The sequence below is a fragment of the Streptomyces sp. NPDC015144 genome (assembly GCF_043079735.1).
Classification (GTDB): Bacteria; Actinomycetota; Actinomycetes; order Streptomycetales; family Streptomycetaceae; genus Streptomyces.
Genome location: NZ_JBIBUU010000030.1, coordinates 46,173 through 68,596, shown reverse-complemented (window position 1 = coordinate 68,596; position 22,424 = coordinate 46,173). Strand labels below are relative to the sequence as shown.

The window sequence follows — 22,424 nt, the reverse complement described above, 5'->3', positions numbered from 1 at the left end:
GCGTGCGCGTGCCCCTGGCTCCCGTAACCGATGACCGCGACCTTACGGCCCTGGATGATGGACAGGTCGGCGTCGTCGTCGTAGAACAGCTCGGCCACTGGGTTTCTCCTTGGTGTGCAGGTGTTGCGTCCCACCGTACGGCGGGGTGCGTCAGATACGTTTTCGGGTCTCGCCATACGGGCGGCGAGCGGCGGGCCCTTCGGGGGCTACGCCGTGCGGTCGAGGGCGCGCAGCGACCGGTCGGTGATCGAGCGCGCGCCACGGCCTATGGCGATGGTGCCCGACTGGACCAGCTCCTTGATGCCGTACTGCTCCAGCATCTTGAGCATGGCCTCCAGTTTGTCGGTGCCGCCGGTCGCCTCGATCGTGACGGCCTCCGGGGAGACGTCGACGGTCTTGGCGCGGAACAGCTTGACGATCTCGACGATCTGGGAGCGGGTCTCGTTGTCGGCCCGGACCTTCACCAGGACGAGTTCGCGCTGGATCGCAGCGGAGTGCTCGAGTTCGACGATCTTCAGGACGTTGACCAGCTTGTTGAGCTGCTTGGTGACCTGCTCCAGGGGCAGGTCCTCGACACTCACCACAATGGTGATGCGGGAGATGTCGGGGTGTTCGGTGGTGCCGACCGCGAGCGAGTCGATGTTGAAGCCGCGGCGGGAGAACAGGGCGGTGATCCGGGCGAGGACACCGGGCTTGTTCTCGACCAGGACGGAGAGCGTGTGCTTGGTGGACATGGCGTCGGTCTCTCTCTGTCTCTCAGTCGTCTTCGTTGTCGCCGAAGTCGGGGCGCACCCCGCGGGCGGCCATGACCTCGTCGTTGGAGGTGCCGGCGGCGACCATCGGCCAGACCATGGCGTCCTCGTGGACGATGAAGTCGATCACGACGGGGCGGTCGTTGATCGCGTTGGCCTCTTCGATGACCTTGTCCAGGTCGGCCGGGTCCTCGCAGCGGATGGCGTGGCAGCCCATGGCCTCGGACAGCTTGACGAAGTCCGGGACCCGGGTGCCCTTCGCCGGGGCGCCCTCGGTGTCCGCGCCGGAGTGCAGCACGGTGTTGGAGTAGCGCTGGTTGTAGAACAGGGTCTGCCACTGGCGGACCATCCCGAGGGCGCCGTTGTTGATGATGGCGACCTTGATCGGGATGTTGTTGAGCGCGCAGGTGGTGAGTTCCTGGTTGGTCATCTGGAAGCAGCCGTCGCCGTCGATCGCCCAGACCGTGCGGTCCGGCATTCCGGCCTTGGCGCCCATCGCGGCGGGGACCGCGTACCCCATCGTCCCGGCACCGCCCGAGTTCAGCCAGGTGGCGGGCTGCTCGTACTGGATGAAGTGCGAGGCCCACATCTGGTGCTGGCCGACGCCCGCCGCGAAGATGGTGCCCTCGGGGGCGAGGCGGCCGATGCGCTCGATGACCTGCTGCGGCGAGAGGCTGCCGTCCTCGGGCAGGTCGTAGCCGAGCGGGTAGGTCTCGCGCCAGCGGTTCAGGTCCTTCCACCAGGCCGTGTAGTCGCCCACATGGCCCTCGGTGTGCTCGGCCTGGACGGCCTGGACCAGATCGGCCAGGACCTCGCGGGCGTCCCCGACGATCGGGACGTCGGCGGCGCGGTTCTTGCCGATCTCGGCGGGGTCGATGTCGGCGTGGACGACCTTGGCGTACGGGGCGAAGCTGTCCAGCTTGCCGGTGACGCGGTCGTCGAAGCGGGCTCCGACGGCGACGATCAGGTCGGCCTTCTGGAGCGCGGTGACGGCGGTGACCGCACCGTGCATGCCCGGCATTCCGACGTGCAGCGGGTGGCTGTCGGGGAATGCGCCGAGCGCCATCAGCGTGGTGGTGACGGGCGCTCCGGTGAGTTCGGCGAGGACCTTCAGCTCGGCGGTGGCGCCGGCCTTGATGACACCGCCACCGACGTACAGCACCGGGCGTTTGGCCTGGGTGATCAGCTTGGCGGCCTCGCGGATCTGCTTGGCGTGCGGCTTGGTGACCGGGCGGTAGCCGGGCAGGTCCAGGGTCGGCGGCCAGCTGAAGGTGGTCCGCGCCTGGAGGGCGTCCTTGGCGATGTCGACCAGGACCGGGCCCGGACGGCCGGTGGAGGCGATGTGGAAGGCCTCGGCGATCGTGTGCGGGATGTCCTCGGCCCTGGTGACCAGGAAGTTGTGCTTGGTGATCGGCATGGTGATGCCGCAGATGTCGGCCTCCTGGAAGGCGTCCGTGCCGATCGCCTTGGAGACGACCTGGCCGGTGATCGCGACCATCGGGACGGAGTCCATGTAGGCGTCGCCGATCGGCGTGACCAGGTTGGTGGCGCCGGGGCCGGAGGTGGCCATGCAGACGCCGACCCTGCCGGTGGCCTGGGCGTAGCCGGTGGCCGCGTGCCCGGCACCCTGCTCGTGGCGGACCAGCACGTGGCGGACCCGGCTGGAGTCCATCATCGGGTCGTACGCCGGGAGGATGGCGCCGCCGGGAATGCCGAATACCGTGTCGGCCCCCACCTCTTCGAGGGAGCGGATGAGGGACTGCGCGCCCGTGACGTGCTCAACGGTGGCGGCGGACGATCCGCCGTTACGGGCCCGCGGCTGGGGATGGTGGGCCCCGGTGGCCTGCTCGGTCATCGGCATTCTCTTCTCGAAGCTGAGGGTTTCTGCGGGTGCTTTGCGACAGTTTGCGTGGTGCCAGTGCAACAAAAAACCCCTCGTGCCGTGAGGCAAGCGAGGGGAGCGCGTCGGTATGGGTCTGCGGAGTGCCGTGCGGGACTCAGCTTCAGCCGACGCGCTGTCCAAGTACGAGAATTCGGGTGCGCATGGCAATGACCCTCTCTCCGACGCACTCGCGATGTCAAGTGGGTGGGATGGGCGTCTCACCATGTGATCCGCTGAGCAGGGGTACGGAACCGCCGGTCAGTACCGGCTGGGCCAGCCTCCCGCCGGGCACCGGGAATTCGCCGCGGGCCAGCGTGCGCCGCAGCCGGTACTCGTCGAGGGGGCCGGAGAAGGCCATGCCCTGGCCGTGCGTACAGCCCATGGCGCGCAGCGCGAGGACCTGCTCCGGCCGGTCCACCCCGTCCGCCACCGACTGGAGGCCGAGATCGCAGGCGATGCGGAGCAGACCGCTGGTGATCTTGTGCAGCCGGGCGGACTCCACCACGCCCTCGACCAGCTCCCGGTCCAGCTTGAGCACGTCGATGGGGAGCCTGCGCAGAGCGTTGATCGCGGCGTAGCCGCTGCCGAAGCCGTCGAGCGCGATACGGACCCCGATGCGGCGCAGGGCCACGAGACGCTGCTCCAGCTCGTCGAAGGAGATCCTGGGGTCGCTGTCGGCGACCTCGATCATCAGCGCCCCGGACGGCAGGCCGTGCCGGGTGAGCAGCGCCTCGACGGAGCCGGACGGCATCCCCTTGTCGAGGAGGCGGCGGGCGGGGAGCCGTACGGCCACGGAGGCCGGGTGCCCGGCCCTGGCCCGCTCGGCGGCCTGCTCGATGGCCTCTTCGAGCAGCCAGCGGCCCAGCTCGGCGGTGCGGTCGCCGTCCTCGGCGACGCGGAGGAACTCGGCCGGGGTGAACAGGATGCCCTGGGTCGAGCGCCAGCGGGCCTGGGCGGAGACGGCGGCGACCGTGCCGCTGGCGAGGTTCACCACGGGCTGGTGCAGCAGGGCGAACTCGCCGTCGCGCAGGGCGGTGCGCAGCCGGGCCGCCAGCTCGGAGCGGCGCACGACGTCGGCCTGCATCTGCGGGGCGTACAGCTCGACCCGGTCCTTGCCGCCGGCCTTGGCACGGTACATGGCGAGGTCGGCGTTGCGCATGAGGTCGCTGGGGCTGATGCCCGGTTCGGCGAAGGCCACTCCGATGGACGCGGCCACCCGGACGTCGCCGGTGCCGACCCGGTACGGCTGGGAGAGGGTGAGGCGGAGGCGGTCGGCGATCTCGTGGACCTGGCACTCCCGGGCGGACTGGTCGCGGGTGCCGTCGCCGAGGATGATCGCGGCGAACTCGTCGCCGCCGAGGCGGGCCGCCGTGTCGCCGGCCCGGACGGATTCCTGGAGGCGGCGGGCGGCCTGGACGAGCAGCTCGTCGCCCGCCTGGTGGCCGTGGCGGTCGTTGACCGCCTTGAAGCCGTCGAGGTCGATGAAGAGGACGGCGGTGCCCTGGTCGCCGGAGCGGCGGCCCCCGAGGGCCTGGCGGACCCGTTTGGTGAACAGGGCGCGGTTGGGCAGGTCGGTGAGCGGGTCGTGCTCGGCGTTGTGCTGCAACTGGGCCTGGAGGCGCACTCTTTCGGTCACGTCGCGGCTGTTGAGGATCAGCCCGCCCTGGTGCCGGTTGACCGTGGACTCGACGTTGAGCCAGTCGCCCGTGCCGGATCTGAAGCGGCACTCGATCCGGGTGGTGGGCTCCTCGCTCGGCGGGGCGGCGAGGAACCGGCGCACCTCGTGGATCACCCGCCCCAGGTCGTCGGGGTGGATGATCGAGGAGAGCTCGGCCCCGACCAGTTCCTCCGCCTCCCGCCCGTACACCCCGGCGGCGGCGGGGCTGACATAGCGCAGGACGCCGTTGGGGGCGGCGATCATGATGACGTCGCTGGAGCCCTGCACCAGGGAGCGGAAGTGGTTCTCCTTCTGGGCCAGTTCCTGGGTGAGGGCGATGTTGTCGACGAGCATGATGCCCTGCCGGACCACCAGGGCGAGCACCACCGTGCAGCCGGTGAAGATCACGACACGGTCCACCCGGCGGCCCTCGATGGCGTTGTAGAGGATGCCGAGCGTGCAGACGGCGGCGGCGAGATAGGGCGTCAGGGCGGCCAGGGAGCCCGCGATGGGGCGGCTGGCCGGCTGCCCCCCGCGGGACGGGAGGGCGGCGGGACCGTCCGCCGTCCGGTCGGCCCCCCAGGGGGCGTATGCGAGGAGCAGGGAGCCGGCGAACCAGCCCGCGTCCAGCATTTGGCCGGAATGATAGGTCTGCCGCAGCAGCGGTGAGGTGAACAGCGCGTCGGACAGTACGGTCAGGGCGAGCGCGGCCACGGCGGTGTTCACCGCGGAGCGGTTGACGCTGGAGCGGCGGAAGTGCAGCGCCAGCACCATGGAGACCAGCACGATGTCGAGGAGCGGATAGGCCAGCGCGAGCGCCACCCGGGCCACGCTCACGCCCTCGGCGTCCACCAGGTGCGCGGCGTGGGCGAGGGCGAGGCTCCAGGAGAGCGTGAGGAGCGATCCGCCGATCAGCCAGGAGTCCAGCGCGAGACAGAGCCAGCCGGCCCTGGTGACGGGGCGCTTGGCGAGGACGAGCAGTCCGACGATGGCGGGCGGCGCGAAACAGAGGAACAGCAGGTCGGCCAGGGAGGGAGTGGGCACCGGGCGCCCGAGCACCACCTCGTACCAGCCCCAGACCGCGTTGCCCGCGGCGGCCATGAACGAGGAGAGCGCGAAGAGCATCCAGGCGGGCCGGAACCGGCTGCTGCCCTCCCGCGCGTAGCGGTAGCAGGAGACGGCGGCGACCAGCGCCGCCGCGCTGAGGCCGAAGTCGCCCATGAACAGGGCGATTTGCGAGGAGCCCCAGCCGAAGGCCGAGCCCACGGCGTATCCGGCCCAGACGACACCGAGAAGGATCTGCCAGAGCAGCGGGGACACGCCGCCCGCGGCCGACCTCCGGAAGAGCAGCGCCCCGAGGGCGTCGGCCGGCGCGCTCACCGGGGCGCCCCGGGAATCGCCGCGTACGCCGGCCCTCGTCGGTTGTCCGGTGGTGTCGGATCGTGCGCCCATCGCCCGTGCATCACCCGTCGCCCCCTCGCGTGTCGCGTCCTCCCCGGCGCCGTCCCTCCACTCCGCGGCTCAGCGCCCCTTTCGGGACGATACACCAGACTCGTCACAGAGGGACATAGTCCCTCTACTCTCCGTGACGACCTGGGAGGTTGTCCGGTACCGTGCGCGACGGCGCCCCCGCGTTGCGTGGTCAGCCGGTGGTGAGCACCACGTTCCGCACCGGTTCTCCCGCGGCGAAACGCCCCAGCTGTGCGGCCAGCAGACGCCTGGCGCGCGGGAGGAAGGCCGAGGAACTGCCGCCCACGTGCGGGGTGATCAGGACGTGGGGAGCATGCCAGAGCGGGTGGCCCGGCGGCAGGGGTTCCGGGTCGGTGACGTCGAGCGCGGCCCGGAGCCTGCCGGACTCCAGTTCGGGCAGCAGGGCGGCGGTGTCGACGACGCCGCCCCGCGCGACGTTCACCAGCAGCGCCCCGTCCTTCATCGCGGCCAGGAACCCGGCGTCGACCAGCCCCTGGGTGGACGGGTTGAGCGGGGTGGACAGCACCACGACGTCGGCCTCGGGCAGCAGCCGGGGCAGTTCGTCGAGCGCGTGCACGGGACCGCGCGCGGATGCCCGTGCGGAGCGCGCGACGCGCACCACCCGCGCGCACTCGAAGGGTTCGAGCCGGTCCTCGATGGCGGCGCCGATGGACCCGTACCCCACGATCAGTACGGACCGGTCGGCGAGCGCCGGGTAGAAACCGGACCGCCACTCCTCCGCGTCCTGGCCGCGTACGAAGCCGGGTACGCCGCGCAGGGAGGAGAGGATCAGGGTGAGGGCGAGCTCCGCGGTGGACGCCTCGTGGACCCCCTTGGCGTTGCAGAGCCTTACCCCGGCGGGCAGCACGCCGAGCCCCGGCTCGACGTGGTCGATGCCCGCGGTCAGCGTCTGCACGACCCGGACGCCCGTCATCCCGGCGAGCGGCCGCACCGACACCTCGGCCCCCTTCATGTACGGCACGACGTAGAAGGCGCAGTCGGCGGGGTCCGCGGGGAAGTCGGGCCCGCCGTCCCAGTGACGGTACGTGAGCGACTCGGGGAGCCCGTCGATCCCACCGGCCGGGAACGGCAGCCACACCTCGGTCGCCCTCGCCGGTGCGGGGCTGTCGGGGATGTTCGTCGAAGTCATGGTCAGGAGGCTAATCCTCACCGGAGGGGTGATCGTCGGAGGCCGTGCGCGGTGCGGTGGGCGGCAGAGGTTACTTTGGGGTGTGCGGTGCGGTCCCGCCACGGCGGGGCATGGGCCCGGTTCGGCGGTGGGCCCGGGGAGGATCGGGGAGTTGGAGCGCAGGAGTCTCGGTGCGGCGGCGCTCGCCGTGGGGGCGGTCGGTCTCGGTTGCATGCCGATGAGCTGGGCGTACAGCGCCTCGCAGCAACGCGGTGACCGCGCGTTGCGTACGGTGCACGCCGCGCTCGACGCGGGCGTCCAACTGCTCGACACGGCCGACATGTACGGGCCGTTCACCAACGAGCTGCTGGTCGGCCGGGCGCTGAAGGGGCGCAGGTCGGAGGCGTTCGTCTCCACCAAGTGCGGTCTGCTGGTGGGCGATCAGCACATCGTGGCCAACGGCCGTCCCGGCTATGTGCGGCGGGCCTGCGACGCCTCGCTGCGCCGGTTGCAGACCGATGTGATCGACCTGTACCAGCTGCACCGGCCCGACCCCGAGGTGCCGATCGAGGAGACCTGGGGCGCGATGGCGGATCTGGTGACGGCCGGGAAGGTGCGGGCGCTCGGGCTCTGCGCGGTCGGGGCGCGGGCCTCACGGCGTTCCGGGTCCCGCATGTACGACGAAACGATCCGTCAGCTGGAGCGGGTGCAGCAGGTCTTCCCGGTCAGCGCGGTGGAGGCGGAGCTCTCGGTCTGGTCGCCGGAGGCGCTGGAGTCCCTGCTGCCGTGGTGCACCACGCGCGGGGTGGGGCTGCTGGCCGCGATGCCGCTGGGCAGCGGCTATCTGACGGACACGCTGACGCCGGGGCAGGGCTTCGAGCCGGAGGACCTGCGGGCCCGGCACCCCCGGTTCACCGCGGAGATGATGGCGGCGAACCAGCCGGTGGTCGTGGGGCTGCGCAGGATCGCCGAGCGGCACGGGGCGAGCGCCGCGCAGGTGGCGCTGGCCTGGGTGCTGCGGCAGGGGCCGCACGTGGTGCCGGTGCCGGGGACCAAGCGGGAGCGGTGGGCGGTGGAGAACGCGGGGGCGGCCGGGCTGCGGCTGACCGCGCGGGACCTGGCGGAGATCGCCGCGCTGCCCCGTGCGCAGGGGTCGTGGGACTGAGACGCCGCCCCGGTGGCGGCTCGCGTTCATGGGGTAGGAACGGTGGTCGGGTGTCCGTCGAAGGGATCGGTGCTGTGCGCGGTGTTCTGTTCGGATCTGTACGAACCCCTGCCGGGCGGCGGGGGCGCCGGGGCCCGGGCGGCCCGGTGGTGGCCGCGCTGGCGGCCGGGGCGCTGGTGCTGACCGCGGGGTGCTCATCGGGCGGGGGCCCCAGCGAGGCGGGCACCGCGAGCACACCGCCCGCCTCGCACCCGGCTCCGGCGTCCTCCTCCCCCGCGGCCCCGCCGCGGCCGCCCGCCAAGGGCTCGGTGAAGGTGGTGTCGACGCTGACCGGGGGCCTGGACTCGCCCTGGGGGCTCGCGGCGCTGCCCGGCGGCGATCTGCTGGTCTCCTCCCGCGACAAGGGGACGATCACCCGGATCGACGGCACGACCGGGAAGAAGACCCTGCTGGGCTCGGTGCCGGGGGTGGCGCCCTCCGGTGAGGGCGGGCTGCTGGGCATCGCCGTCGCCCCCACGTACGACGTGGACCACATGGTGTACGCGTACTTCACGACCGCGTCCGACAACCGCATCGCCCGAATGCAGTACGACGAGGACGGCACCACTCCGGGCCGGCTGCTCGGTGCGCCGGACACGATCCTGCGCGGCATCCCGAAGGGGTCGCTGCACAACGGCGGACGGATCGCGTTCGGTCCGGACCGGATGCTGTACGCCGGGACCGGCGAGACGGGGGACACCGGGCTCGCGCAGGACAAGGAGTCGCTGGCCGGCAAGATCCTCCGGATGAGCCCGGACGGGCAGCCGGTGCACGGCAATCCGGCGGCCGACTCCGTGGTGTATTCGTACGGTCACCGCAATGTGCAGGGGCTCGCCTGGGACGGGCGGGGGCGGCTGTGGGCGTCCGAGTTCGGCCAGGACACCTGGGACGAGCTGAACCGGATCGTGCCGGACGGGAACTACGGCTGGCCGCAGGCCGAGGGGAAGGCGGGGAAGAAGGGGTTCGTGGATCCCGTGGCGCAGTGGAAGACGTCCCAGGCGTCCCCGAGCGGGATCGCCTTCGCCGAGGGGTCGATCTGGATGGCGGGGCTGCGCGGCAAGCGGCTCTGGCGGATCCCGCTCTCCGGCGGTGAGCGGGAACCTTCCGCCGCGCCGCAGTCGTTCCTGGAAGGGAAGTACGGCCGTCTGCGCACCGTGCTCGCCGCGGGCGGCGACAAGCTCTGGCTGGTCACGAGCAATACGGACACCCGTGGCACCCCCGGGCCGGAGGACGACAGGATCCTGCTGCTGACCGTGCGGTAGCGGGGCGACAGCGCGGGAAGGACGTGCGGCCGGTGTTCAACTTCTTCGAGGAACTCTTCGCGCCGGGCCGCAAGCACACCAACGACGAGCGGAAGCGGCTGGAGCTGTCCCGGGTGGATCTCGGCACCGGCGATCCGGGGCGCGGCCCGATAGACCTGGCCTCCGGGAAGGTGGTCGTCAGATCGCCCGGCGCGGACCGGGAGTCCGGTCCGGACGCGGCGCCGGGCGATCCCGACGACCAGGGCTGAGCGGGGTTCCCGCCCGGCCCTTCGCGGGTCAGCCCGTCCGTCGGACGCGGGCCGAGGTGATCGTGCCGTCGAGCACCGTGTAGGTGCCGGTGTACGTCTGCCGGGAGCCGTCCGTCTGGTACGCGGTGATGTCCACGTGGACGGTGTCGCCCACGGTGTCCGTCACCCGGACGTCGTCGCTCGCCGTTTCGGCGAAGCCCGAGGTGAACGCGGAGAAGCTCTTGGTGAGGTTCTTGCCGCCGAGTTCCCAGGCCGTGTCGTAGTCGCCGCTGTTGATCGCCTCGTAGTAGCTCCGCACCGTGTCCGCCGGTCCGTCGGGCGCGGGCGGGACTTCCTCCTGGGCCGGCGGGTCGGGCTCGTAGGTGTCGCTCCCGTACGGGTCCGCGGTGCCGGGGAGGTCGTCGCCGAAGGCCGTCGGGGGCGGGCCGGACGGGGTGGTGAGGACGGTTCCCCCGCCCCCGGCGCCGTCGTCGCCCGACCGCACCCAGACGGCCGTGCCCGCCACGGCGAGCAGGAGGACGACGAGGGCCGCCACGATCAGCACGCGGGACAGGTCGCTGTCGGGGGGCGGCTCCCCGCTGCCCGTCGCCGGGGAGGAGCCCGGCACCCAGCGCTGTCCCTCCGCGTCCCACTGACTCATCGGACTCCGCCCCTCATCCGCCGAGCTGGGCGATGGACTGGACCACGGCGGCGGCCGAGGCGAGCCCCGCCGCCGCGGTCGCTCCGACGTCCAGCCGGTCCCGGAGCCAGCGCAGGCGGTCCCGGCGCACCCGGCCGTCGCCGGCCGCCGCCCCCTCGACCTCCGCGAGCCCCGCGTCGAGTTCCGCGACCTCGTCGGTCCTGGTGAGCACCCCGAGGTGACCGCGCAGGGTGGCGACGGCCGCGAGCAGTTCGGGCGACGCGGCGACCAGTTCCCGCGAGGAGTCCACCGCGTGGGCGTCGTCGCCGGAGGCCACCGCGCCGCCCGTCATCGTGCCGATGCCGATGCCGCCCGCGACGATCGGCGGGGCGGACGTGGCAGCCGGCGGGTGCTCCACCGTCGCGGAGTCCGCCACCCGCTCACCCCGGTCCTCGGCGTGCGCACGCGCTCCGGTCGCCGCCGCGCCACCGGTCATCAGGCCGATGGAGATCCCACCGGGCGCCCGGTCCGCCGTGCCGGCGCCGCTCCCCCGGTCCTCCCGGCCGTCCGTGTCGTCCCCGCGTTCCCCGTCATGGATGCTGTCGCCGTTCGCCGTCATCGGATGTCTCCTTTCCCGTGGGCCGCCGAGGCGCCCTCGCCCGTGGCGACCGCGCCGCCGTGCATCGTTCCGATGAACACCCCGCCCCCGCTGACGGTGACGACCTGGCGTTCGAAGTCTCCGGTCTCGTAGTTCTTCGCCCGCAGCGCCTCGCGCACCCCGGTCGCGATCCGGTCCTGCACCGTCCGTACGTACCGCTTGACGTCCATCTCCTGGAACACCGACAGTTCGGCCGTGCTGCCCAGCTCCCGTACGGAGGTGACCGGTCCGTCGGGGAAGGCGCGGCGCGGGTTGGCCAGCCAGGTGCGGAACTCGGCCATGACCGCGTTCGCCAGGGAGGTCCCCGCCGCGAAGTTGGCGGCGGGTGTCGCGAGCACGGCGCGGACCGCGTCGCGCAGGGGGTCGGGTTCGCCCCGGGCCTCGATCACGTCGACGGCCTGGAACTCCGGCCGCACCGGGGTGAGGACGTGCGGGACGACCTCCAGGACGAGCATGCCGCCCTGGGTGTGGACGCGTACGAGCACCGAGACCACGATCTGTTCGTCCCATGCCCCGACCCGGATGCGCAGGAAGTGGCGGCGGCCCTCCGCGCCCTCGCCGACCGCCTCGGCGAGGTGCTGGTCGACGGCCGACGGTCCGTAGTCGACCTCCCAGCGGGCCGAGCCGGTCGGGAGGTAGACGAACTCCTCGACCTCCAGGGCCCGCAGACGGTCCCTTCCGGAGGCCGCGGCGGAGGTGCGCAGGGCTTCCAGCTGCGGCTTGATGAGGTCGATGACCTCCCGTCCGGTGAGCGGACCGGCCGCGGTGCCGGAGTCCGGCTCCGGGCGGGGGCCGGGCAGGCCGTCCGCCCGTCCGCCGTCGCGCTTCCTCAGCTCCATCACCAGCGACCACGGCTCCTCGTAGGGCCGTCCGGCACCGATGAAGGGGCGGAACGGGTCGTAGATCGTGAGGGTCGCGTACTGCTCGCGGGCGATGGCCCCGGCGATGCGCCGGTAGCGGGCGGTGTCGGGGAGCGGCTCGCGCTTCATTCCGGGGAAGTCCTCGGAGCCCAGCTCCGTGCGCATGACCCGGGTGACGTGGCTGCGGTAGGCCCACACCGGCAGCGTCAGCAGGAGGGGGAGGACCACCGCCGTCCAGGCGCCGGTCCCGCTGACGAGGGCGAACACCGCGGCGACCCAGTACGTGAGCGCCGCGACGGCGGGCAGGACCGGGAGCAGCATCTTCAGCCGGCCGCTGGTGGCCTGTTCGACCATCCGCCGGTCCAGGGTGAAGAGCGCGACCCCGAGTCCGGTCGCCACGCGTACCCCGCCGAGGAGGACGCAGACCAGGGCGTACCCCAGCCACCAGGGCAGCGGCAGCAGGGGCTCGGACCCCACACCGGCGAATCCGAGCCCGATGAACAGGATCCACAGGACCAGCAGCATCAGCGCGGTGCGGACCTCCGCGCGGCGGGCGCGCAGCGCGTGCGCGAGGACCGGCAGCGCGTCGACACCGAGCGAGGGGGCGACCGGGCGCTCCTCGTGCAGGACGAGTTCCTGGATCACGCGTCGCCGGAAGTCGCTGTCGAGGTGGACCCCCGCGCACAGCAGCCGGGTGGCGTCGCTGCGTCTGCCTTCGTACGGGGCGTTGCCGGGGCGCCGCGCCCTGCCGTCGTGGGAGGCCGGCCGGCCGGCTCCGCCGCGCCCGTCGCTCGTTCCCGGGCGCTGCCCGGGTCGATGTTCGGTCATGTGGCGCTCTCCTCCGTTGTCCTCGCGATGTGGGGGGAACCGTGCCCCGGCGGGTCGCGCCGGGGCACGGTCCCTGCCGCTGGTGCCGGGTCAGTCCGCGGCGTCGAAGGCGGACGTGAGACGGGGTATGTAGTCGGCGAAGGCGGCGGCCCAGCAGCCGTAGTTGTGGCCGCCGTTGCACTGCGGCGAGAGCGAGGAGCCGTCGCCGTAGTCGACGAACCGGCTCTTCAGGCCGAGCGCGTCCAGCCGGGACTTGACGTTCCGGGAGGCGATCGCGGTGTAGTGGTCGATGAGGTCGTTGTCGCCGGTGTAGAGGGTGATGCCGGTGCCGTCGAGCCTGGCCAGGTTGACCGGGGCGGCCGGGTCGACCGCCTTCCAGATCCGGTCGGCGTCGAACACCGGGTACGGGGAGCCGAAGATCGCGTCGCTGTCGACGACGGGCCCGTAGCCGGTGCAGTCGCCGGTACCGGAGGTGCTCAGGGCGCACCAGGCGCCGGGCAGGTTGAGCTCCGTGGCCAGGACGACCGCGCGCACCTCCGCCATGCCGAAGTCGATGCCGCCGGAGAGCGCGGCGACATGGCCGAAGAGGTCGGGGCGGGCCTCGGCGTAGTGCAGGGCGCCGAAGCCGCCCATCGACAGCCCGGTGACGGCGCGGTGGCCCCGGTCGGCGAGGGTGCGCAGATTGGCGTCGATGAAGGGGACGACCTGTTTCAGGTGGAAGGTCTCCCAGTTCGCCGCGCCCTCGGCGGTGTTCTGCATGACCCAGTCGGCGTACCAGCCCTTGCGTCCGCCGTCCGGTACGACGGTGATCATCTTGTCCGAGCGCAGCGCGGGGACGGCCGCGGCGTCGTCCGGACTTCCGGGACCGCCGTGCAGGAAGTACGTCACCGGCCAGCGCTTGTCCGGCTGGGTGCGGTAGCCGCTGGGCAGGAAGACGCGGATCTTGTGCTGCCCGGAGAGCTGCGGGGTGGTGACGGTGATGGTGAAGTCGGTGTCCGAGTGGACCTCGGTGCCTCCGGCGACCTGGGTCAGGCCGAATCCGTCGGTCAGTACCGGTGGGGCGGCGGGCCCCTCGGCGTGGGCGAGCGGGGTGGTGAGGGCCAGGGCCGTGGTCAGCGCGGCGACGGCGACGACCGTTCTCGTCCGGGCTCGCCAGGTGGTCGGCGGGGACGTTCTCATCGGGGGTCCTCTCCGGGAAGGGTGGGTGGATGGCACGCGTGGGTGGAGTCGGCGGAGCGGGTCACAGTGCGCAGAACGCGTCCGTCAGGGCCTTGCCCGTGTGGGCCTGGCCCGGCGTGCCGCCCTGCATGTGGAACTCGTTGTTGACGTGCAGCACCTGTTCGGTGCCGTCCTCGCTGCTCAGCCAGTTGTTGAAGTAGCCGAGCACCGCGCCGTTGTGGCCCCAGGCCCACTTCCCGCAGGGCAGCTTCTGGTGCTCGATGCCCAGCCCGTAGCCGACGTCGGTGGTCACGGGAACCGTAGTCTTCAGCTCGGTCATCTGCTGGGGCTTCAGGAGTTTTCCGGTCATCAGCGCCCGGGAGAACGCGGCCAGGTCGTCCAGGGTCGACACCATGGCCCCGGCGCTGCCGGAGACCTGCACGTTGGAGACCGTGTCGTCGTTGACGAAGATCGCCCGGAGTGCGTAGCCGTGCAGGTGGTTGCCGTGGAGGGCGGGGTCGGAGGTGGGGAAGCTCGTGTCGTTCAGACCGAGCGGGGCGATGATGCGGCGCTGGATCTCCTCGGCCGGTTCGGCACCGGTGACGGCCTTGACGACCATGCCGGCGAGCGCGTAGTTGGTGTTGGAGTAGCCGAATTTCTCGCCCGGGACGCTCGTCGGCGCGTGCAGCCCGAGGGCGACGTCGACCAGGGTCTGCGGCGGGTACGCCTGCCGCTGGTTGATGTTGAGGAAGTACGGCGTGCTGATCTGGACGGAGCGGAGGTAGTCGGGCAGGCCGGAGGTGTGGTTCAGCAGCTGGCGGATCGTGATCCGCTTGCCGTCGTAGCCGTTGGCGGCGACCGCACCCGGCAGCCAGCGGTCGACGGTGTCGTCCAGCGAGAGCCTGCCCTCGCCCTCCAGTTGGAGCAGGACGGTGGAGACGAACGCCTTGGTGTTGCTGCCGATGCGGTACTGGGCCTTCGGGTCGGCGGGGACCTTGTTGGCGACGTCGCCGTAGCCGGCGTGCACGTACTGGGCGGTGTCGCCCTTCCTGACCATGCCGGTCACGCCCGGGTAGCCGTCGGCGACGCCCTGCTGGGCCCCCGCCCGAAGGATCTCGGCCGGCGTCTGCCCGGCGGCGGCCGGGGCGGCGACGGCCGGGCCGACGCCGGTGGCGAGCAGGCAGGCGGCGGTGGCCACCGGCAGCAGCCACCGGCGGTGGCGGCGCGGCAGGGGTCCGTTGAGGTTCGTCATCTTCTTCTCTGTCCCTTTCGGTTGTCCGGGCGTTCCGTGACCGCCCCGCGCGACGCTGCCGTTCCTCAGTACCGGCACATGGCCGTGAGGATCAGGAGGAGGACGAGAACGCCCAGGGTCCGCAGACAGCCGGATCTTCCCTCCGGGTTCTTCCGGTTGGTCTCCACATGGCCGCCCGCGGGAATTCCCGGGTGCTGTTTCGCGTAATGCTCCAATTGCCGCTGGGCGCCCTCGTATTCGGCGAGCCACGCCGTCTTGAATCCGCATTCGCCGCACCAGAACCGGAAGGCCATGTCAATTCCTCATGAGTCACGGAAGGAGAGAGCCACGAGAGGCGGCCGGGTCCGGCGTCGGGCCGGTCCGTGTCCCCCGGGCGCCGTTCGCGCCCGGGGTCCCGACGGGTGCGCCGCCCCGTGTCGGCGCTCCCTGCCGGGCACCACCGATCGTCGCGTTCACGCCGATCGGCGTACAGGACATGCGACCGGCCATATATGACCGGTCGCCGCCGGTAGGGTCTTCGCGACCGCGCACGGTGGTGGGAGGGGTGTCGAAGTGGCGGACCGGCTGGGCACGTTGTTGCGTCGGCTGCGTCATGGAGCGGGACTGACGCAGGAGCAGTTGGCCGAGCGGTCCGGGGTGAGCGTGCGCACGATCCGCAGACTGGAGACCGGCGGGTCCGGCGACTACCGGCTGGGGACGGTGGAGTCGCTGGCGGACGCGCTGGAGGCGGGGGCCGAGGACCGGCGGCGGCTCGTGGCCACGCTCGCGGGACCGGCCGCCGGGGCTCCGGCGCCCTCCCCCGTTCCCGCCCGGAATTCCGGGGCGGACGAGGAGAGGGAATCCGGGAATTCACCCGTTCCGGCGGACCGGAATTCCCCCGCGGCCGCATCCGTTCCTCGCTCCATCGCCACCGCGGCCGATGAACTGGCACGGGAGATCCGGCGGCGTTGGCAGCGCGAGGAGGAGCACCGCCGGGTGCACGATCCCTTTCCGCTCCCGGTGCGCTGGCGGGACGCCCCCGCATCGCTGACCGACTTCTCGGAGAACATTCAGCGCCTGCCGCCCGGGGCGACCCCGGGCCGGATGGACCTCAGCGGCGAACTGGGCGGCGTCGCCGAGGTCTACCGGCGCGTCCTGTCCGGGCGGCTGGTGGTGCTGGGCCGGGCCGGTTCCGGCAAGTCGGTGCTGACGATCCGGTTCGTGCTGGACCGGCTGGCGGACCGGCGGGAGCGGGAACGGGTGCCGGTGCTCTTCAGCGTCGGCTCCTGGGACCCCACCGCCGTGGCGTTGCGGGACTGGCTGATCGACCGGCTGCTGCGCGACCACCCGCATCTCACCCGCCGCGCCCCCGGCGGGTCGACGCTGGCCGCCGCGCTGGTCGACGCGGATCTCGTCCTGCCGGTCCTGGACGGGTTCGACGAGATCGCGGAGGGGCTGCGCGGTACGGCCCTGGAGGTGCTCAACGCCACCTCGGTCCCGCTCGTCCTGACCAGTCGGCGCGCCGAGTTCGCCGAGGCCGTCGAGAAGGTCCGGGCCCCGCTGGTCTGGGCCGCCGGGATCGAGCTGACCGACCTCACCCTCGACGACCTGGCCGACTACCTGCCCCGGACGGCCCGGCCGGTCCCCCGCGAGGACGGCGCGAGCCCGGCGGTCTGGACCGCCGTACTGGACCGGCTGCGCGCCCCGGGGGCCGGGGCCGCGCCTCCGCTGGCCCGGGTGCTGCGCACCCCGCTGATGGTCGTGCTGGCGCGGACGATGTACAGCGACTCCCCCGACCGCGACCCCGCGGACCTGCTGGACACCGGGCTGTTCCCCGACGAGAACGCGCTGGAGGAGCACCTGCTGGCGGGGTTCGTGCCGACGGTCTACCGGCGCCGCGTCGCCGAACGCGGTGCCACCGGCCCCCGCGTGCGCCACCCGGACCCCAAGCGGGCCGAGCTCTGGCTCGGCCATCTCGCCCACCACCTCGCCCGCTCCGACCGCGACCAGCAGGACCTGGCGTGGTGGCGCATCGGTGATTCGCTGCGGCTGTCCGTCCGGCTGCTGGCGGTGGTGGCGGCCTCGGCGCTCTGCGTCGCGCTCGCCTACTGGGTGGTCAACCTGTTCCGTCTGCCGTATCCGAACGGCGAGGTGCTCCTGGTGGGCGGTTCCATGGGGGTGGTCGCCGGTCTCGCGTTCGGGTGCGTCCACGCGGTCCTGGTCCGCCTCGGCGGGATGGCCTTCGAGCCCGCCCATGTGCGGCTGCGGCTGCCCGGAACCGGGACCGGGGTCGGCCGGGGGCCGGTGCGCACCTTCGCCGCCCGGTTCGGTGCCGTGCTGCCGGGCGGGTTCGTGATGGGCGTCGGCTGCGCGCTGGCCCTGGCCCTCCAGCGCGCGGTGTTCCACGGGGTCCCGCTCACCGACGGGGCGGTGATCGAGGGCACCCTCGTCAACATGCTGGTCTTCGGGCTGATCTTCGGAACGGGCGCCGGGCTGGTCTTCGGGGTCATGGCCGCGCTGGAGGCGCCGCTGGACGTCGCCTCGGCGGCCACTCCGGCCGGGCTGCTGGCCTCGAACCGGGCGACGGTGGTCCGTCAGGTGCTCGTCCTGGCCCCGCTGCTGACCCTGGCCATCGCGGTGGGCGGCCGCCTGTTCGCCGAACTGCTCGACGGCGTCCTCGGGCCGCTGTACTGGCCCTTGGCGGACGCGGTGTTCATCGGGGCCGTCGGCGGGCTCGGCGGCGCCTTCGCGTACGCGCTCTCGTTCACCGCCTGGGGGCGCTGGCTGGTGCTGTCGCGGGTGTGGCTGCCGCTGACCGGCCGGCTGCCCCGGGACCCGATGGCCTTCCTGGACGACGCGTACCGCCGGGGCGTGCTGCGGCAGACCGGTGCGGTGTACCAGTTCCGGCACATCCGGCTCCAGCACCATCTGGCCCGGTCGTACCGCGAGCACCGCAGGGGATACGCACCGGCCCGCTTCGACGCCGCGCCGCCCTCCCGTCAGTCCTGACGCGAGCGCCACTCCGGGGCGAGCACCGCCCAGACCTCCGAGTCGTGCCGCTCGCCCCGGTACAGGTAGCTCTCACGGAGCACCCCGTCGCGCGTCATGCCGAGCCGGCGGGCGACGGCGGTGCTGGCGGTGTTCCCGGCCGAGGCGATCCACTCCACCCGGTGCATGCCGCGCTCGTACACCGCCCAGTCGATCAGCTTCCGGGAGGCGCGGGTCACCAGTCCGCGGCCCTGGCCCGCCGGCTCCAGCCAGCAGCCGATCTCGCAGTTGCCGGACGCGGCGTCGAAGACCCGGAACAGCACGCCGCCGACGAGGGTGCCGTCCAGCCAGATGCCGTAGAGCCGCCCGGTGTCGGACGCCTGCTTCTCCGCGTACCGCCGCAGCAGGTCGCGGGCCGAGGCGAGGTCGGTGGCGAAGGAGGCGAACGGGATCCACGGGTCGACGACTTCCCGGGCCCGGTCCACGTGGTCGAGGAACTCCTGCGCCTGCCAGATCTCCAGCGGGCGCAGCTCCGCCCCGTCGTCCCCCAGGGATACCGCGAACATCATGCTCCTTCTCGTACCGCTTCCGGTGTCTGCGGGATCTTCGCACGGCCGGATTCCCGCGCGTCGGGGATTTCGATGCTGATCCGGGGCAGCAGCCTGTCCAGCCGGCGCGGCAGCCACCAGTTCGCCCCGCCCAGCAGGTGCATCAGCGCCGGGACCAGCAGGGTCCGCAGGACGAAGGCGTCGAGCGCGACGGCCGCGGCGAGGGCGATGCCGAACATCGCGATGACCCGGTCGCCGCTGAGGACGAAGGCGAGGAAGACCGAGATCATGATCACGGCGGCGGAGTTGATCACCCGGCCGGTCTCCGCGAGGCCCACCCGGACCGCCCGCCGGTTGTCGCCGGTCTCCAGCCACTCCTCGTACATCCGCCCCACCAGGAACACCTGGTAGTCCATCGAGAGCCCGAAGAGCACCGAGACCATGATCACCGGCAGGAAGGGTTCGATCGGACCGGAGCTGCCGAGGCCCAGCGCCTCGCTGCCCCAGCCCCACTGGAAGACCGCGACGACGACCCCGAAGGAGGCGGCGACCGCCGCCACGTTCATCACGGCGGCCTTCAGCGGGATGGCGACCGACCGGAAGGCCAGCAGCAGCAGGAGGCAGCCCAGGCCCACGACCACGCCGACGAAGAGCGGGAGTTTGCCGACGATGATCCGGGCGAAGTCGTCGTAGCTCGCCGTCACTCCCCCGACATGGGCCTGGAGCGAGGTGTTCTCGGCGGTGCGCGGCAGGACGTCGGTGCGCAGCCGGTCCACGAGGTCGCTGGTCTCCCGGGACTGCGGCGCGGAGTCCGGGACGACGGTGACGAAGGCGGTGTCGCCGCCGCTGTTGTACGTGACCGGGCCCACCGAGGCCACGCCCGGGGTGGTCCGCAGGGTGGCGGGCAGTCCGTCCATGGCGAGCCGGTCGTCCGCGCCGTCCAGCTGCGCGGCGATCGTCAGCGGCCCGTTGACGCCGGGGCCGAATCCGTCCGCCAGCAGGTCGTACGCCTTCCTGGTGGTCGACGCGGCGGGGTTGTTGCCCTGGTCGGAGCTGCCCAGGTGCAGGGAGAAGGTGGGCAGCGCCAGTACCAGCATCACCACGGCGGCCAGCGCCCCGAGCAGTGTGGGGTGGCGTTCGACGAAGGCGGACCAGCGGGCGGCGAAACCGGTGGGCACCTCCGGCTGCGGACCGTGCTCGGCGAGCCGCCGGCGCTCGCGCCTGCTCAGCGCCCGGGTGCCGATGAACGACAGCAGGGCCGGGAGCAGGGTCACCGAGGCGGCCACGGTCAGGACGACGGTGAGCGAGGCGGCGATCGCCACCCCGTTGAGGAACCCGAGCCGCAGGATCAGCATGCCGAGCAGCGCGATGCAGACGGTGGCTCCGGCGAAGACCACCGCGCGGCCGGTCGTCGCGACGGCGTTCTGCGCGGCCTCGGTGACGGAGAGGCCCCCGCGCAGCCCCCTGCGGTGCCGGGTGACGATGAACAGGGCGTAGTCGATGCCGACGCCGAGCCCGATCAGCATGCCCAGCATGGGGGCGAAGTCGGCGACCGTCATCAGATGGCCGAGCAGCACGGTGCCCGCGTAGGCGGTGCCGACGGAGACCAGGGCCGTGGCGATGGGCAGCGTGCTGGCGGCGAGCGAGCCGAAGGCGAGGAACAGGACGACCGCCGCGACGAGGACCCCGACGACCTCGCTGAGATGGGCGGAGGGCGCCTCGGTGAGGGCGACGGCGGGGCCGCCCAGCTCCACCTGGAGATGGTCCCCGGCGGCCGCCCGCGCGGTGTCGACGACGGCCCCGACCTGCTGGGCCGGGATGTCCTCGACCCGCTGGTCGAAGGTGATCGCGGCGTAGGCGGTGCGTCCGTCGCCGCTGATCTGCGCGGTGCCGGACGCCCCGTACGGGCCGGTGACCGCGCCGACCCCGGGCAGTTCCTCGACGGCGTGCAGGGTCCGGGTCATCGTCTGGCGGACGTCGTCGGCCCGCACGGTGGAGTCGGAGGTGTGCCAGACGATGGTGTCGGTGTCACCGCCGAGGTCCGTGAAGCCGCTCCTGAGGAGATCGGCGGCCCGGCCGGACTCGGTGCCGGGGACGTTGTAGTCGTTGGAGTACGCGGAACCCGCGAGGACCGCCGCGGTGGCCGTGCCGCCGAGGGCGAGCAGCCAGAGGAGAACGGTGAGGAGACGGTGCCTGATGCACCAGCGGGCGATGGCAGCCAACGGACGTGCTCCCTGCTGGTTCGTGGCCCCGGGCAGCATGGAACATGGATCTGCCGCACAGGACGCATGACCTGAGAACTGTCACTCTTGCAGCCGAATATGATCCTTTGTCTCTTTCGTGGCCTTACTCACAACAGCTGCGGAGGGGGCGCCGCGGCCCCCTCCGCGACGGCGGTCCGGCCGTCTCACCCGACTCGTTGTTCCTCCGCCTCCAGTTCGTCCTCGAACTGCTCCTCGATCTCCGCGATGCCCTTCCTCACGACCTCCGCCAGATGGACGGGGCAGGTCAGCGGCTCGCTCCCGAAGCCCTGGCCGGAATCCGCGCCGGGGGCGGGGCACGTTCCGGGGGTGTAGAGGCGCACGACGCGTGCCAAGCGGTCGGACGCGCGCTCGCGGCCGGGCGCATGGCCGTCCGGGTGGTCGCAGGCGCCGCCGGGCAGGGTGGTGGCGGCGGTACGGAGGATGCCGAGGATCTCGCGGGCGATTCCGTACGACAGCTCCAGGGAGTCGGCCGCCGTGCCCATCAGGAGCAGCAGGACGGTCCGCTCGGGGTCGGGTCCGTCCGGGCCGAGCCGCTCGTAGCGCCGGGCCGCCCAGAGCGCCGCCTCCTCGGAGGCCGTCTCGTCCTGGAACGGGGCGTGCCGCGCGCTCAGCGACTCGATGTCGAGCCGGCCGTCGGGGCGCAGGTACACCCGGTCCAGATGTGCCGTCTCCCGGGTGCCGAAGAGCCGGTCGACCGCTTCGCGCAGATGGTCCCGGGCCTCGACGGCGAGGGCGCGCAGGAAAGCGGGGCATGTCCATGCCTCCAGCGGGGCCCCGTATCCGTCCGCGTGCTCCCGACGCAGGACGGCACGGCCGCCGGGGCTCTGCAGGTGGATGCCCTCGGCGGCCTGCTGGTCGCTGCCGGAGCGCAGTGCCGGGTGGTCGCCGTCCCCGTGCGCGCAGGCCCCGTCCGGCAGCAGCGGCAGTACGGACTCCAGGCCCTCGATCATGTCGTCGAGCAGCGACCGCTGTCTGATCCGGCCCGACCCCGCGTACCAGCAGTTCGCATGGGCGACGACGACATAGCCGGCGAGAGCGGCCCGGGAGGGGTCGCCGGGCGGTACGGCGTGGATCTCCAGGTCCCAGAGCGGTTCACCGTTCGGATAGTCGTTGAGCACACTGCCCAGGCGGCGGATGTACCTCTGATGGTCTTCGGGGACGATCTCGGGGATGCCGTCCGCGCTGCCCGGCAGGATCACGTCGGCGGCCGTCCGCGCCCATCCGGCGGCATTGCGGGGGCAGGAGTCGGCCCCGTCCCACTCGTCGAACGGAACCTCGACGTCCGGCGCGTCGGACAGTCCGTCCACGTCCGACTCCCACTCCTCCAGGCTGTCGGTGTACGGATGGTCCGCGTGCCCGCACCCGCCGGCCCGGAGGACCCGCTCGTCCAGGGCGTCGGCGGCGGCGCCCAGCGCGTCCACCACGGCCCGCTCGACGGCCGCGCCGCGTCGCCCGAGGACGTACGGCGCCATGGTCACCAGCCCGAAGACCAGCAGGACCGCCTGCTCGCCGTCCGGTTCGGCGGCGAGCAGGCGGGCGCACTCCAGGACGACGGGATCCGCCTCGTCGGGGGCGGCGCCCGCCGTGACTCGGTCCCACTTCTCGATCAGTTCGTTCATGATCAGGGACACGTGGGCCGCGCCGCCGTGGTTCCGGTGGGCACCGG

At 72.5% G+C, this 22,424-nt stretch carries 18 protein-coding genes; 4 read left to right on the top strand and 14 right to left on the bottom strand.

Annotation, left to right across the window (positions count from 1 at the left end; genetic code table 11):
- The 5 genes from ACF08W_RS33095 to ACF08W_RS33075 form a co-directional block, all read right to left on the bottom strand.
- Window positions 1–98 (bottom strand): hypothetical protein (locus ACF08W_RS33095; RefSeq protein ID WP_318273256.1); only part of this gene is annotated, 98 nt, incomplete at its 3' end.
- A 108-nt stretch (window positions 99–206) separates the two neighbouring features.
- Window positions 207–734 carry an acetolactate synthase small subunit gene (gene ilvN / locus ACF08W_RS33090; protein WP_352280798.1) on the bottom strand — a complete coding sequence of 176 codons (528 nt, stop codon included), beginning with the start codon at window positions 732–734 and terminating at the stop codon, window positions 207–209.
- 22 nt (window positions 735–756) lie between these two features.
- Window positions 757–2,613 (bottom strand): acetolactate synthase large subunit, encoded by a 1,857-nt coding sequence (locus tag ACF08W_RS33085; RefSeq protein ID WP_385211740.1) that lies wholly within the window; start codon window positions 2,611–2,613, stop codon window positions 757–759.
- Between the two features lie 217 nt (window positions 2,614–2,830).
- Complete coding sequence (locus ACF08W_RS33080; protein WP_392281553.1) at window positions 2,831–5,743, bottom strand: putative bifunctional diguanylate cyclase/phosphodiesterase; 2,913 nt, start codon at window positions 5,741–5,743, stop codon at window positions 2,831–2,833.
- 190 nt (window positions 5,744–5,933) lie between these two features.
- Complete coding sequence (locus ACF08W_RS33075; protein ID WP_392281552.1) at window positions 5,934–6,911, bottom strand: 2-hydroxyacid dehydrogenase; 978 nt, start codon at window positions 6,909–6,911, stop codon at window positions 5,934–5,936.
- A gap of 151 nt (window positions 6,912–7,062) precedes the next feature.
- Between ACF08W_RS33075 and ACF08W_RS33070 the strand changes: the two genes are divergently transcribed.
- The 3 genes from ACF08W_RS33070 to ACF08W_RS33060 all read left to right on the top strand — a co-directional run bounded on the left by ACF08W_RS33070 (window position 7,063) and on the right by ACF08W_RS33060 (window position 9,604).
- Window positions 7,063–8,055 (top strand): aldo/keto reductase, encoded by a 993-nt coding sequence (locus ACF08W_RS33070; RefSeq protein WP_352280806.1) that lies wholly within the window; start codon window positions 7,063–7,065, stop codon window positions 8,053–8,055.
- A 149-nt stretch (window positions 8,056–8,204) separates the two neighbouring features.
- Entirely contained in the window at window positions 8,205–9,356 is a 1,152-nt protein-coding gene (locus tag ACF08W_RS33065; protein WP_392281554.1) for a PQQ-dependent sugar dehydrogenase, read from the top strand.
- 32 nt (window positions 9,357–9,388) lie between these two features.
- On the top strand, window positions 9,389–9,604 hold the full coding sequence (locus ACF08W_RS33060) for a DUF6191 domain-containing protein (RefSeq protein ID WP_352280808.1): 216 nt from the start codon (window positions 9,389–9,391) through the stop codon (window positions 9,602–9,604).
- A gap of 28 nt (window positions 9,605–9,632) precedes the next feature.
- On the opposite strand, the gene ACF08W_RS33055 is transcribed toward ACF08W_RS33060, so the two are convergent.
- From ACF08W_RS33055 to ACF08W_RS33030, 6 genes are all read right to left on the bottom strand, one after another.
- Window positions 9,633–10,244 (bottom strand): hypothetical protein, encoded by a 612-nt coding sequence (locus ACF08W_RS33055; protein WP_392281551.1) that lies wholly within the window; start codon window positions 10,242–10,244, stop codon window positions 9,633–9,635.
- A gap of 13 nt (window positions 10,245–10,257) precedes the next feature.
- On the bottom strand, window positions 10,258–10,842 hold the full coding sequence (locus tag ACF08W_RS33050) for a hypothetical protein (protein ID WP_392281550.1): 585 nt from the start codon (window positions 10,840–10,842) through the stop codon (window positions 10,258–10,260).
- Window positions 10,839–12,569: a hypothetical protein gene (locus tag ACF08W_RS33045; RefSeq protein WP_392281549.1), complete on the bottom strand. Its 1,731-nt coding sequence runs from the start codon at window positions 12,567–12,569 to the stop codon at window positions 10,839–10,841. The genes ACF08W_RS33050 and ACF08W_RS33045 overlap by 4 nt, the downstream gene beginning before the upstream one ends.
- 90 nt (window positions 12,570–12,659) lie before the next feature.
- A complete protein-coding gene (locus tag ACF08W_RS33040; protein ID WP_392281548.1) occupies window positions 12,660–13,748 on the bottom strand; it encodes an alpha/beta hydrolase in 1,089 nt (362 codons plus the stop codon).
- A gap of 61 nt (window positions 13,749–13,809) precedes the next feature.
- Window positions 13,810–14,979: a serine hydrolase domain-containing protein gene (locus tag ACF08W_RS33035; protein ID WP_392281547.1), complete on the bottom strand. Its 1,170-nt coding sequence runs from the start codon at window positions 14,977–14,979 to the stop codon at window positions 13,810–13,812.
- Window positions 14,980–15,044: 65 nt separating this feature from the next.
- Window positions 15,045–15,272, bottom strand: a complete 228-nt coding sequence (locus ACF08W_RS33030; protein ID WP_392281546.1) for a hypothetical protein — start codon at window positions 15,270–15,272, stop codon at window positions 15,045–15,047.
- A gap of 259 nt (window positions 15,273–15,531) precedes the next feature.
- Here ACF08W_RS33030 and ACF08W_RS33025 point away from each other — a divergent pair, with 259 nt between their 5' ends.
- On the top strand, window positions 15,532–17,967 hold the full coding sequence (locus ACF08W_RS33025; protein ID WP_392281545.1) for a helix-turn-helix domain-containing protein: 2,436 nt from the start codon (window positions 15,532–15,534) through the stop codon (window positions 17,965–17,967).
- Here ACF08W_RS33025 and ACF08W_RS33020 read toward each other — a convergent pair.
- The 3 genes from ACF08W_RS33020 to ACF08W_RS33010 form a co-directional block, all read right to left on the bottom strand.
- Complete coding sequence (locus ACF08W_RS33020; RefSeq protein ID WP_385212141.1) at window positions 17,958–18,512, bottom strand: GNAT family N-acetyltransferase; 555 nt, start codon at window positions 18,510–18,512, stop codon at window positions 17,958–17,960. The genes ACF08W_RS33025 and ACF08W_RS33020 overlap by 10 nt on opposite strands.
- On the bottom strand, window positions 18,512–20,716 hold the full coding sequence (locus tag ACF08W_RS33015) for an MMPL family transporter (protein WP_385211720.1): 2,205 nt from the start codon (window positions 20,714–20,716) through the stop codon (window positions 18,512–18,514). Before ACF08W_RS33015 ends, ACF08W_RS33020 begins: the two co-directional genes overlap by 1 nt.
- 185 nt (window positions 20,717–20,901) lie before the next feature.
- Window positions 20,902–22,377: a hypothetical protein gene (locus ACF08W_RS33010; protein WP_392281544.1), complete on the bottom strand. Its 1,476-nt coding sequence runs from the start codon at window positions 22,375–22,377 to the stop codon at window positions 20,902–20,904.
- Between the last annotated feature and the right edge of the window lie 47 nt (window positions 22,378–22,424).

Bases quoted from the DNA above. Each gene is read 5' to 3' on its own strand.
- ACF08W_RS33035 (WP_392281547.1), bottom strand. From the start codon at position 14,979: ATGACGAACCTCAACGGACCCCTGCCGCGCCGCCACCGCCGGTGGCTG.
- ACF08W_RS33075 (WP_392281552.1), bottom strand. From the start codon at position 6,911: ATGACTTCGACGAACATCCCCGACAGCCCCGCACCGGCGAGGGCGACC.
- ACF08W_RS33045 (WP_392281549.1), bottom strand. From the start codon at position 12,569: ATGACCGAACATCGACCCGGGCAGCGCCCGGGAACGAGCGACGGGCGC.
- ACF08W_RS33055 (WP_392281551.1), bottom strand. From the start codon at position 10,244: ATGAGTCAGTGGGACGCGGAGGGACAGCGCTGGGTGCCGGGCTCCTCC.
- ACF08W_RS33085 (WP_385211740.1), bottom strand. From the start codon at position 2,613: ATGCCGATGACCGAGCAGGCCACCGGGGCCCACCATCCCCAGCCGCGG.
- ACF08W_RS33040 (WP_392281548.1), bottom strand. From the start codon at position 13,748: ATGAGAACGTCCCCGCCGACCACCTGGCGAGCCCGGACGAGAACGGTC.
- ACF08W_RS33080 (WP_392281553.1), bottom strand. From the start codon at position 5,743: ATGGGCGCACGATCCGACACCACCGGACAACCGACGAGGGCCGGCGTA.
- ACF08W_RS33030 (WP_392281546.1), bottom strand. From the start codon at position 15,272: ATGGCCTTCCGGTTCTGGTGCGGCGAATGCGGATTCAAGACGGCGTGG.
- ACF08W_RS33020 (WP_385212141.1), bottom strand. From the start codon at position 18,512: ATGTTCGCGGTATCCCTGGGGGACGACGGGGCGGAGCTGCGCCCGCTG.
- ACF08W_RS33050 (WP_392281550.1), bottom strand. From the start codon at position 10,842: ATGACGGCGAACGGCGACAGCATCCATGACGGGGAACGCGGGGACGAC.
- ilvN (WP_352280798.1), bottom strand. From the start codon at position 734: ATGTCCACCAAGCACACGCTCTCCGTCCTGGTCGAGAACAAGCCCGGT.
- ACF08W_RS33010 (WP_392281544.1), bottom strand. From the start codon at position 22,377: ATGAACGAACTGATCGAGAAGTGGGACCGAGTCACGGCGGGCGCCGCC.